Origin of the sequence: Yoonia sp. 2307UL14-13 (genome assembly GCF_037572755.1) — a bacterium.
Classification (GTDB): domain Bacteria; phylum Pseudomonadota; class Alphaproteobacteria; order Rhodobacterales; family Rhodobacteraceae; genus Yoonia.
Map to the genome: position 1 here is coordinate 41,709 of NZ_JBBIFZ010000010.1, position 12,423 is coordinate 54,131.

General features: G+C 59.9%; 6 protein-coding genes. 3 read left to right on the top strand and 3 right to left on the bottom strand.

Going from position 1 to position 12,423, the window contains the following annotated elements; translation table 11 throughout:
• Position 1 precedes the first annotated feature (1 nt).
• Both V8J85_RS18485 and V8J85_RS18490 read right to left on the bottom strand, forming a co-directional pair.
• On the bottom strand, positions 2-6,442 hold the full coding sequence (locus V8J85_RS18485; RefSeq protein ID WP_339955257.1) for an SDR family NAD(P)-dependent oxidoreductase: 6,441 nt from the start codon (positions 6,440-6,442) through the stop codon (positions 2-4).
• A 238-nt stretch (positions 6,443-6,680) separates the two neighbouring features.
• A complete protein-coding gene (locus tag V8J85_RS18490) occupies positions 6,681-7,442 on the bottom strand; it encodes a WecB/TagA/CpsF family glycosyltransferase (RefSeq protein WP_339955258.1) in 762 nt (253 codons plus the stop codon).
• Positions 7,443-7,556: 114 nt separating this feature from the next.
• On the opposite strand from V8J85_RS18490, the gene V8J85_RS18495 reads away from it, so the two are divergent.
• Together V8J85_RS18495 and V8J85_RS18500 are read left to right on the top strand one after the other, a co-directional pair.
• Positions 7,557-8,408, top strand: coding sequence for a glycosyltransferase (locus tag V8J85_RS18495; protein WP_339955259.1), 852 nt, complete (start codon positions 7,557-7,559; stop codon positions 8,406-8,408).
• Positions 8,409-8,480: 72 nt separating this feature from the next.
• Positions 8,481-9,731: a glycosyltransferase family 4 protein gene (locus V8J85_RS18500; protein WP_339955260.1), complete on the top strand. Its 1,251-nt coding sequence runs from the start codon at positions 8,481-8,483 to the stop codon at positions 9,729-9,731.
• A 2-nt stretch (positions 9,732-9,733) separates the two neighbouring features.
• Here the strand turns inward: V8J85_RS18500 and V8J85_RS18505 are convergent, their stop codons facing one another.
• Entirely contained in the window at positions 9,734-10,702 is a 969-nt protein-coding gene (locus V8J85_RS18505; protein WP_339955261.1) for a glycosyltransferase family 2 protein, read from the bottom strand.
• A 151-nt stretch (positions 10,703-10,853) separates the two neighbouring features.
• On the opposite strand from V8J85_RS18505, the gene V8J85_RS18510 reads away from it, so the two are divergent.
• Positions 10,854-12,422: an O-antigen ligase family protein gene (locus tag V8J85_RS18510; RefSeq protein WP_339955262.1), complete on the top strand. Its 1,569-nt coding sequence runs from the start codon at positions 10,854-10,856 to the stop codon at positions 12,420-12,422.
• Position 12,423 lies beyond the last annotated feature (1 nt).

Consider the following 12,423-nt stretch of genomic DNA (forward strand, 5'->3'; position numbering starts at 1 on the left):
GTCATTCCGCCGCGATCTTTTCGGTCGGGGCGATGGATGCGTGGGTTTTTTCGGCTGCGACGATCTGCTCTTTCATCTTGGTGGCCAGCACGCGGACGTTCGGTTCAAGTACCATGGAATCGTGGTCGCCCGGAACCTCGATCACTTGCAGGCCGGACAGCCAGCGCCCCCAATCGTTGTCGGTAAAGACATATTCCTTGGCTTTGGAAATCCACCGACCGCCGGAAACCTTGTAGTGTTTGTCAAGCGGTGGCCGGAAGAGGGCCACGTTGCCATCCCAGGTTTTCAGGTCGAATTTGGGTAGGGCTGCATAGAATGCCGCCTCGATCGCGGCGTCATGGAATTGGTTATCCTCAGCAGCTGCGATCTGTGCACGTTCTTTCCTGCCCAATTCCCAGGCGATGCGATTGCGCGCCCATTCGACCAGATATTTGGGCCCTTTCTGCTGCAACTCCTGCAGCTTGATGAGCGTTTTGTCGACCTTGGATGGGACAGGCCGCATTGGCAATGGCGTGTCGAGCATGACCAGCAGGCTGACCGCATCGCCCTTAGCCTCGAGTTGTCGGGCCATGTCGAACGCGGTCAAACCCCCGCCCGAAAAGCCGCCCAGCATATACGGCCCGTGCGGTTGCACCTGTTTGAGTTCGGCGATCATGTCGGTCGCGGCCTCGGCCAATGTTTCATGGGGCGGCTGATCACCCAGCAGTCCGCGTGCCTGCAGCCCGTAGAAAGGCCTGTCCTGTCCGATCAGATGCGCAAGGTGACGCAGATTCAGAACATTGCCGAACATGCCAGCGACCAGGAAGAAGGGGGTTTTCGGTCCGCCTTCGCCTTTGTGCATGGCGACAAGGTGGGTGAAACGGCGTTGCGGGGGCATGGTTTTGCTGCCACCGTCGTCGGCCGTGTCGCCGCCCGTGCGTTCAGCGATCAGCGCGGCGCATTGTGCGATGGTCGGGGCCTCGAAGAGGACCGAGATGGGGAATTCGGTGCGGTACGCCTTTTTGATCATGGCGAACAGACGCACGGCAATTAGGGAGTGCCCGCCGAGGTCGAAGAAACTGTCGGCGACGCCGACCTGATCAACGCCCAGCAGGTCCTCCCAAAATCCGACCAACGTGCGCTCGATATCCGTTGAGGGTGCCACATATTCGCTGTCGAGTTCGGGTCGCTGGAATTTTTGGCCATCCCCAGCTTCGCCGGTTTCGACAATGTTTGCCTGGTTGATCAGCGTCGGCAGATCCAGCGATGAGATCACGACGTGGTTCATGCCGCTTGCAACAGCGCGACGGAAGGCCTCGGCCCCTTCCGATGGCAAAATGCCCTGGCTGATGTTGTGCTGTAGACGTTCCTCGGCGGGTGAGAGCGGTTTGTCGGCAGCAGCGTCACCGTCGATAAACTCAACCTCGCTCGCGCTGGGCACTTTGGTTGCCGCGAAACCGCCTTCGAGCCGGTGAATTGTGAAGCCTTTGATCTCAAGGCAGATATTGCCATCGGAATCGGCCAGCGAAATGTCGAAGCTGGCGAAGGGGTTTTTGGTGCTGTTTTCACCTGCATTGCGGACGTGGCTGTGGATTTCCGCGGGCAACGGGGCGAAGACCTGCACGCTGCCATAAGACACCGGCACCCAAAGGTTGTTGGCAGCGTAGCCGTCGATCAGCTTCATCGCCCAGCCGGTTGCAATATCCAAAAGCGCTGGGTGCAGGATGTAGCCTTCGCCAAGGTCATCGCGGAAAGCATCGGGTAGGCTGAGTCGCGCCAACCCTTCACCATCGCCATAGGCCATGCTGCGCAGAACGCGCCAGCGGGGGCCGAAATTCAGGTGCTCTTCTTGTGCGGAACGATGGCCGTGGGGGTCGTCATCGGTTTTGTCGGGGCAGCGGGCGGCGATCACGTCTGTATCAAGCGCAGCAGACCGTTTCGCCTTGCCTAATGCGACGTTGGCCTGTGCGTTCAGTGCGAAGCCATCGCGCCCACCGACCCGGACGTCGCTTTGGATGGTCACGCTGTAACCCGCATCCGTGCGTGTCAGCCGTAACTGCATTTTCCGCGATCCGGCATCGGCCACGTCCAAGGGCCGGAAGAAATAAAGATCGCTGATCTCGTAAGGTTTGCTTTCGCCCTGCGTATGCAAGGCCTGAGCGATCAATTCAAGATAGCCGGTGCCGGGCAGAAGCGCCTGTCCGTCCCGTGTCCGGTGTTGATCCATCACCCAGCGGTCGATGTCGTAGGTGGCCGTGAACAGGCGATTGCCGTCCTTGTCGAAGGTCGTTTCGTCCAGCAACGGCGCATCGACCGGCATGGCGGGTGCGTTGGCCTGCTGCCCCAGCCGTTCGGCCATGGCGTCGGCGGCCATCCCGACCTCGGACCAGATGCCCCAGTTGATTGCGACGACCTTGGTCTTGCCGCCCTGACGACTGCTCGCGAAGGCGTTCAGGAACGTGTTGGCCGCGACATAGTCGACCTGCCCGACTGGCGCGGTGACCGTACTGGACGACGCGAACAGTACCATCAGGTCGAGCGATCCGTCGGGAAACAGCGTATTCAGCACTTGGGTGCCGTGGATTTTCGGGGCGAAGACGGCCTCGACCCCGAATTGGTCCTTGGCCAAGAGCGGCGCATCTGCGATCACGCCTGCGCCGTGGATCACGACGTCGAGGCTGCCGAACCGGTCTTTCACCTGCGTTACGACATCGCGCATGTCTTCGAGATTGCAAACGTCAGCCGCGGCGACCATGACGTCGGCCCCCAGCGCCTCGAGCCTTTCGACGGCGGCGATGCGGCGCGAGATGCTGTCATGCGGGCCGTTCTGGCGGATATAGGCGGCGCGGTCGTCATACTCGGGCAGCGGGTTGCGGGACAAGAGGACGATCTTGGCCTTACGTTGGGTGACGAGATCTTCGGCGAGCGTCAGGCCGATGCCACCAAAGCCGCCCGTGATGAGGCAGACGGCGCCGTCGCGGACATCGGTTGCATCCGTTTCCGGGAAACCAGCCTGCTGATAGGACAGGGCGAAACGTTTGTCCTGTCGGTAGGCGGCGACCAGATTGTCGGGTTTGGCGAGGACGTCTTGCAAAAGACGCTCGGCCATGGCCTCGAAATCGCCTTCACGTACTTTTCGCCGTGCCGTGCCTTTGGCCACGTCCACGTCGATGACCGCACACGTGACGCCGGGCAATTCACGGGGCATTACGCGCGCTGGGCCCATGATGGTGGACTTTTCGGGATAGGGTAGCGGTTCGCCTGCAACGCTGGTCGCGCCGCTGGTCACGGCAGTGATGTGGATCGGTTTCGGCAGGCTTTCATCCGACAAGGCCTGCGCGAGGAACATCAGGCTATAGAAGCCCTGTTCCTGATTGCGGTGGAAAAAGCTGCCGCCCGGGCGGAAGGTTTCGGCTGTCGTCACCAACCACAGATGCACGATGCGGTTGGGCGCACGCCCGTTGGCCATCAGATCGGCGATCAGCTGGTCATAGCCTTCGCGCCCGCGTTCGGGGGCGAGGATGTAATTGCCGTCGTCCTTGCGCCCGAAGCTGTCACCGGCGCGGACTTCGGTCACTTGGTGACCCTCGGTTTGGAGGTGTTTCGAAAGTTGTGATCCCAGCCCGGCCTCATCCATGAAGATCAGCCAGCTTTGGGGTTTGACAGCTTCACCGTCGACGCTGAACACACCATCAACCGATACGTCGATATCAGGTAGCCTGTGATGCCAGACGGGGCGATAGGCCCATTGATCCACGTCCTCGACCCGCATCGGTAGCGACGCAGGTGCCGCCGTTTCGGCCTTACCCGGTTCGATGAGATACGGACTACGCTGGAAACGGTAGGTCGGCAGCGGCAGGCGATGTCGCTTGGCCTCGCCCCAGATTTGCGACCAGTCGAGTTCATAGCCCAGTGCCCAGAACCGCCCGAAGACACTGATAAAATAGGCGTCGTCGGAGATATCCTGTTTGGGATGGCGCAGCGTGCTGATGACCTGCTGGGCCGGCACAGCGCCGTGGGCTTGGGTCAGCGAGCTAAGCGCTTTGCCAGGTCCGACCTCGATATAGATGCGGTTCGGTTTTTCGCTGAGCGTCGTGATGCAATCGGCGAAGTTGACCGTATTACGCAGGTGACCGACCCAATAGTCCGGGTCCACCGCTTCGGCATCTGTCAGCGTCTGGCCGCTGCGGTTCGAAATGATCGGCAAGTTCGGCGCGTTCAGCGTGATCGATGCCAGATAATCGCGGAATTGCCCCAGGATCGGCTCTAGCATCCGCGAATGGGCGGCGATGTCGATCTGGATGCGCTGGCCTTCGATCTCATCCGCCTCCAACCGCTTTGCCAGATCATCCAAGGCCGCTTGAGGGCCGGACACAACAGTAAGGCCGGGGGCGTTCAGGCTGGCGATGTCCAGATCGTCGGACATGTAGGGGCTTAGATCAACCGGCGACAACGGTACGCTGAGCATGCCGCCTGCGGGAATCGTGTCGAAGAGTTTGCCGCGCAGATGGACAAGGCCGATGCAGTCGTCGAAGCTGAGTACACCGGCCAAGCAGGCCGCGGTATTTTCGCCCATGGAATGCCCGACCAGCGCGGCGGGTTTGATCCCCCACGACATCCACAACTGGGCCAGCGCATATTCGGTGATCATGATCAGTGGTAGCTGGACCGAGGGTTTTTGCAACGCCTTGGCAGCATCGTCTTCCGCACCCTCAGCAGGTAGCCACAGGTCGCGGATATCGTAATCCAGTTTGGGCTGCAGGATATCAAGGCCCTGATCCATCCAGTCCTGAAACGCCGGCTCGGTCTCATAAAGGTCGCGGGCCATGTTGACGTATTGCGCACCGCCACCGGGGAACATGAAAACGACATCGGGGGCTGCGAGGGCGGTGTGAGAGAAAACCCGGCGTTGATCGGCCTCTTCAAGAATATCGGCCGCTTCGGTTGCCGTTTCCGCGACGATCACGCGGCGGCGTTCGAAGGCGCGCCGCCCCTCTTTCAAGGTGAAAGCGACGTCGGCCAGTGGCAGGTCGGGGTTGTCGCGCAGATGCTTGATCAGCGCGTCAGTGTTGGCATCAAGCGCACCTTTGGACCGGCCAGAGATCGTGAGGATTTGGAAGGGCCAGTCGGATTCTTCGGATTCGGCGCGCTCAGGCGCTTCTTCGACGACGGCGTGGGCATTGGTGCCGCCGACGCCAAGGGAATTCACGCCTGCACGGCGCGGCCCTTTGTGCGGGACCCAATCGGATAGCGTTCCATTCACGCTGAAGGGGCTATTTTCGAAATCGATGGACGGGTTCGGTGCCTCATAGCCGAGGCTGGGCGGCATTTGTTTGTGGTGCAGGGCCAATGAGGTCTTGATCAGGCTCGCCACCCCTGCAGCGGTATCTAGGTGGCCGATATTGGTTTTGACCGAACCGATCTTGCAGAATTGCGTCTCATCGGTCGTTTCGCGAAAGGCGGATGTGAGTGCGGCGACCTCTATCGGATCACCCAGATAGGTTCCCGTCCCATGGCATTCGACATAGTCGATCGTGTCGGCGTCGATGTCGGCCATAGCATGCGCCTCGGCGATTGCATCGGCCTGTCCTTCGACGCTGGGGGCGAGGTAACCTGCTTTGGCCGAGCCATCGTTGTTGACTGCCGACCCCTTGATGACCGCCCAGATATGGTCGCCATCGGCGATCGCTTCCTCTAACCGGCGCAGGACGACCGCACCTGCGCCTGATCCGAACACGGTGCCCTCGGCCCGATGATCGAAAGCATGGCATTCGCCATCGGGCGACAGAATTTCCCCATCTTCGAAGATATATCCCCGTCCATGGGGCAGTTCGACGGTCACACCGCCGGCCAGCGCCATGTCGCATTCGCCATTCAGCAGCGATTGGCAGGCGTAATGCGCGGCGACCAGCGAGGTGGAGCAGGCCGTCTGCAGGTTGATCGACGGTCCCTTCAGGTCAAAGATATGGCTGACGCGGGTCGAGAGGAAATCTTTGTCGTTGCCGGTGTGCCGCAAAAGGAACATGCCGGTGCTGTGCACAAGGTCGGGGTTCGAACAGACGTTGAAATAGAAATAGCTGCCCATGCCGCAACCCGCGAATACGCCGATCGGGCCGGTGAAATTCTCGGGTGGGTGGCCCGCATCTTCGAATGCTTCCCATGCGACCTCGAGGAATTGGCGGTGCTGGGGATCCATGATCGCGGCTTCCTTGGGGCTGAGCCCAAAAAAGTCGGCATCGAACATCTCGAACCCGTCAAGCATCGCGGCGGCGGGGACATAGTTGCGATGACGCATGCGATCAGCGCTTTCCCCCGCATCAAGCAGCGCCTGTTCATCGAGTTTTCGAATGGAGGATTTGCCGTCGCGCAGATTTTGCCAGTAGGTCGCTACAGCCTCTGCCCCCGGCAGATGCGCGGCCATGCCAACGATGGCAATGTCGTTTTCGCGTCCTTCAATACTCATAACTTTACTTCCCGCCGGGGTGGTGATTCCGGCATAAATCAATGTTTTGGCAAATTTTGGACACGCAAGATAAAAACTGCGCAGCCGGTGCCGGTAATAAAATCAATATGTGTAACAATATGGTCTTACCAATTTTCGTAGCATCATTGAACACTTAAACGCCGCTGGCGATGTGAAACAGTATGGTTTTTCTCAGTTTCACCATTTTGCGCTGTTTTTCTGTGCTACAACGCACTGCCTATGAATTTCGCCCTGTCCTTTTCATGCGCCGTGCGGCGATCAGCAGACTGGGCAGAATCGCAAAACACTGGGCATAGCGCCAAGCAAGACGGCGCGGGTTGCTGAGCATCCGCCACAGCCATTCCATCGCGATCTTACGCGCCCAGATGGGTGCACGGGTCTGGTGCCCGGCGATGAAATCCAGTCCGGCACCGATCGAGACGAAACCGCAATGCGGGGCGAGTTGCGCGGCACGGGCGGCCAACCGTTCTTGTTTGGGCGCGCCGAGGGCTAGAAAACAAAGGCCCGCACCGGATTGGTCGATCTGCCGGAGCGCGTCTGCGGCCGCTTCGCCGTCAGGGTCAAAACGATAGGGCGGCGCGATCTTCGCAGCGACCTGTAACTGCGGGTGCCGTTCTTGCAGCTTCTCGGTGGTGATCGCCAACGTTTCCTCGGTCGCGCCCAGCATGGCGATCGGCACGTTCAGATCAGCGGCCAAGGCGACGAGCGGCGCGATCAGCTCGGACCCGGGGATCAGGTCGACCTCACGCCCTCCAAGGCGGGACAGCCAGACGATCGGATTGCCATCGGCCACCACGTGGCTGTGTTGCCGATATGCCGCAGCGAACGCGGGGTCCTGCCGCATCTTGACGATGTGATCGAGGTTCAGCGTCGCAACGGTGAACCCGCGTTTCTGCTGCAGGTGGTCGGTGACGTCCTGAAAAAAGGCCGCGCGGCTGCCGAAATTGACCAGTTCCAGTGGCGTCTGAGATTGGTTCATGCTGAAAAACAATAACTCATTGGAAATTCGGTGTCTCATGCCACGGCAACCGGGCCCTGTGCAATGCTTGCGATCCGGGTCATAACACGCGCGACGATTATTTGAGCCGCGCATATGACCCAGACCGTTTCGACCGACCCGGATATGATGACCGTCATCATACCCGCCAACAACGAAGAGGCGCTTTTGCCGCATTGCCTGGAGGCGGTGTTGGCACAGGACGATAAGGGCGCGGTCGAGGTTATCGTGGCGGCTAATGCCTGCACCGATGGGACGGTCGCCGTCGCTGAAAGTTTTGACGAAAGGTTCGCCGCGCGCGCATGGGCGCTGGTCGTCCTTGATTTGCCGGATGGGGGTAAGCTGCGCGCTCTGAACGCTGCGGACGCCCATGTGACGGGTGACATGCGGGTCTATCTGGATGCCGATGTGATCTGCGACCCGGCGCTATTCGGACAGTTGCGCGAGGCGATGAGTGTCCCAGATGCGAGATATGTGACGGGCACACTTGCCGTCGCACGGGCGCAAAGTTGGGTCACGCGGGCCTATGCGCGCATCTGGACCGAATTGCCCTTCGTCAAATCGGGCGCGGTTGGCGCGGGCTTGTTCGCCGCCAACGGCCCCGGACGGGCACGGTGGGGGGCGTTTCCAGACATCATTTCGGATGACACCTATGTCCGGTTGCAATTCAAGTCTGATGAAAGGGTCGAGGTTCCGGCCCGCTATCACTGGCCCATGGTCGAGGGGTTGCAAAACCTGATCAAGGTGCGGCGGCGTCAGGATATCGGGGTCGCGCAGGTCGCCAACCGTTATCCGAATTTGATGGCGAACGAGGGAAAGGCGCGCCTGCGCAAATTGGATTTGATTGGTTTGGCCGTCCGCAGGCCGCTTGGCTTTGCAGTCTATCTGACTGTGCATATCATGGCCCGCCGTGGGCGTCAGACCCACGAATGGACCCGCGGGCGATAGTTGTTTTTCTTTGACAGGCCAGCGAGAGTCGTGGATTTAACCGGCGATGTATTGCCATGAGTTTATTTGATTATGACCAATGACATGCCGCCGAAACACGGCAAAATCGCTTATCTGACAGGCGAATATCCCAAGGTTTCACATACCTTCATTCAACGCGAAATCGCCGCCTTGCGGGCCAGCGGGGCCGAGGTTCTGACCTGCACTGTGCGCCGGGCTCCAGCCAAGGATGTGGTCGATGATCAGTTGGAAGAACAGGCGGCGACGTTCTGCATCCTGGAAACAGCAAAATCACCTGCGCGCTTGATTGGGGCGCATATCGCCGCCTTGCGGCGCGCACCGGGGCGCTGGTTTTCGGCGCTGCGGCTGGCGATGCGGACGCGGTCGCCCGGCCTTCGCGCGTTTCTCTATCAGTTATTCTACTTTGCCGAGGCCGGTGTCTTGGCCCAACACTTGCGGAAGGAAGGCGTTGTCCACCTGCATAACCATTTCGGCAATTCCAGCTGCTCGGTCGCGATGCTGACCAGTGAAATCGCCGATATCCCGTTCAGCTTTACCGAGCACGGACCGGCGATTTTCTTTGAACCCGAAAAGTGGCGTATCGACGAAAAGGTGGCGCGGGCGAAATACGTGATCGCGATCAGCCACTTCTGCCGGTCGCAGTTGATGCTGTTTTCGGATCAGGCGCATTGGGGGAAGTTCAAGATCGTGCATTGCGGGGTTCTGCCGGACCGGTACGGCCGTGATCAGGACCGGGCGTTCGGCAAGCATATTCTGTTCGTCGGGCGGCTCGATCCGGTGAAGGGCGGGCCGTTCCTGTTGGAGGCGCTTGCGAAAGTTCGCGCCAAACATCCCGAGGCCACGCTGACGGTCGTCGGCGATGGCCCGGCGCGTAACACCTTGGAAAGGCAGGCGGATGACCTGGGCGTCGCGCCTGCCGTGACCTTCGCCGGGTATAAGACACAAACCGAGGTCGCCGATATCCTGGGCACCGCCGATATGCTTGTCCTTCCCAGCTTTGCCGAAGGTGTGCCCGTTGTTTTGATGGAAGCGATGGCGAGCCGTATTCCCGTGATCGGGTCGCGCGTCGCCGGGATTTCGGAATTGGTCGAGGAAGGTGTATCGGGCTACCTGACGCCGCCGGGCGACGTCGCGACATTGACGGCCCGGTTGGATACGCTGTTGTCCGATCCGGCATTGTGTCAGCGCATGGGCGCGGCCGGGCGGGCAAAGGTCGTAGCTGACTTCGATATTCAGAAAGAGGGTGACTGGTTGTTGCGCGTGCTAAGGGATGAGGCTGACACAGACGCGCTCCGGCCCTAACGTCACTTATATTCGATCAACGTCTTTTCCTTCGCCGTGATTCGCCGCCACCAATATTCCAGAACGCCCAGTGCTTCGGGGAATTTGCCAACGGTCAGGAAGAACGCATCCTGCCATGCAAACCAGTGGCCCAACCCGCGCCGTTTGGCGAGGCGAAGGACTTGGGCGGGATAAGCGAGTAAGAGCGCTAGCGCCCACGGTGTGATGATGGCGCCGAGCAATGCAACAGGGGGCAAAACGAGCCCCCAAAACAACGCGCGCCGAGTCGGCACGACCCCGTGCCGTTCGGGCGTTTTGCCGTGCATTGCGGCCCCTTCGGCTCCGGCATGCCCGGCGCGGCGCGCCCGTTTCCAAAATTGCCCGAACCGGGTCATGGCGGCATCGTGCAGCGTCATTTCCGCGTCGATCCGCCAAACCTCCCACCCTTTTTGGCGCAAGCGCAGGCACAATTCCGGCTCTTCCCCTGCGATCAACGACGGGTCGAAACCATCAACGGCGGCAAAGGCATCGGCCCGCATCATCGCGTCACCACCGCAGGCGAGCGCCCGCCCGATGGGTGTATCCCATTCCTCATCGCAAAGCCGATTGTAGATCGTTGCATCAGGGAAACGTTCGCGCCTGCGGCCGCAGACGACTGCGGCCTTCGGGCTGGACTGCAGAAAGTCGCGCGCGGTCTTGACCCATTCAGGCTGAATCTCGCAATCGCCATCAACGAATTGGAGATAGGCGATGCTATCCGTCTGATCCAAAGCCGCCCACCCGGCATTGCGGGCCCGCGCAGCGGTAAAGGGCCTCGTAAGGTCAAGTTCAACGACCTCGGCACCCGCCGCTTTTGCCGCCGCGACGCTGCCATCGGTTGATCCGGAATCGACGTAGACAACGTGCCTAACCGATTTTGGAATCGAGGCCAGGCACCTGACCAGACGCTCTCCTTCGTTGCGGCCGATGATGATGACGGCCACGTCATCCATAACGCTGCGCACCGGAAAGCAGAGTATCTATCGTGAAATCAGACATTCAGAAATATATCGCCTCACCATGCGATCCGCTGTTATAAGATGCCCGAATATTTGTCATGGTCTTTTCAAAGGGCGCAGAGCGCGCGGTAACGATTAACCCACAATGCCTAATCTGGTCGCACATGTCGTGTTTTATTCGTGGCCGCTGGTCGTGTATCTGCTGTTCCAGCGATTGCCGATGGTGTCCGCCATCGCGTGGTCGACGATTATAGGGTTTCTGTTCCTGCCTGCGGTTCTGCAACTCGACCTGCCTGCGATTCCGTCGATCTCGAAATATGAGCTGACGTCGATCAGTGTGGCGTTCATGTGCTGGCTGAAAGTGCGGACAGACGCGCATGCTAATCGGTGGAAAACGCCTGCTACCGAAGCAAACGGCGCGGCGCCTGCCCGGAAGTCGCGGGCCAGACTGCTGGGTGGTGGACTGCTAATCGCCATCATAGCGACCCCTATCCTGACGGTGATGACGAATGGTGATCCGCTCTTTTATGGGCCGACAATGTTGCCCGCTTTGCGCGCCTATGATCTGTTTTCCATTCTCGGATCGATCATTTTCATGATCCTGCCGTTCTGGGTCGGGCGAAAATACCTGAACACGACCGACAGCCATGTCTTGATCATGCAGATCTTCTGTCTGGCTTTGATGGGGTATTCCCTGCTGGCCTTGTGGGAGGTCCGGATGAGCCCCCAGCTGAACCGCATGGTCTATGGTTTCACGGCAAGTTCGTTCCTGCAGCATATCCGCGCCGGGGGGTTTCGGCCGATGGTTTTCATGAACCACGGCCTGTCGCTGGGCATCCTTCTGGCGATGTGCGTTTTGTCGGCGGCGGCTTTGTGGCGACATGCCCGTCAAACGGGTGCGAACGCTGCGCCTTGGCTGTTCTGTACGGGTTGGCTTTTGTTCACGCTGGTCATGGCGAAAAGCGTCGGCGCGCTTTTGATCTCGCTCGCTTTGTTGCCGGTCATCCTTTTCATGAATGTGCGCAGCCAACTTCTGGTCGGGGCGGTGCTGGCGGGGATTGTGATCCTATATCCGATGCTGCGCGGCGCAGGATACATCCCGACCGAAGAAATCCACGCTGCCGCGGTGGACTATAGCGCAGAGCGGGCGCAATCCCTGAAATTCCGGCTGGATCACGAAGATGACCTGTTGGAAAAGGCCAACGAAAGACCGATTTTCGGCTGGGGAACATGGGGCCGTAACCGCGTGTTCGATCCCTACACGGGCGAAGACCTGAGTGTAACGGATGGGTCCTGGATCATCTTTATCGGGATGTATGGCTGGGTCGGCTATATCGCGGTTTTCGGGACGTTGACGGTAGCCACCTTCTTGTTCGCGCTGAAACGAAGACGGATCGAGATATCATTCGCGACAGCCGGACTGGTGATCGTCCTTGTCGCCAATCTGGTCGATCTCATCCCCAATTCGTCGCTTAGGCCGGTCACGTGGTTGATCGCGGGTTCGTTGATGGGCCGGTTCATCGCTGCACGCGAGGGTCAAGGGCAGCAGGTCGCGGTGGCGTCGGAAACGCCTGTCGAAACGCCCCCACCTCCGAAACCGAAGGTGCGCAAGCCCCGGTCAGCCGACGGATTTTCTGGGCCATCTCCGCTAGGCGATCTGCAGCCTGCCGCCACTGTTGAAACGAATGGGCTGAAGGTCCGCCGCCGCCGATGAC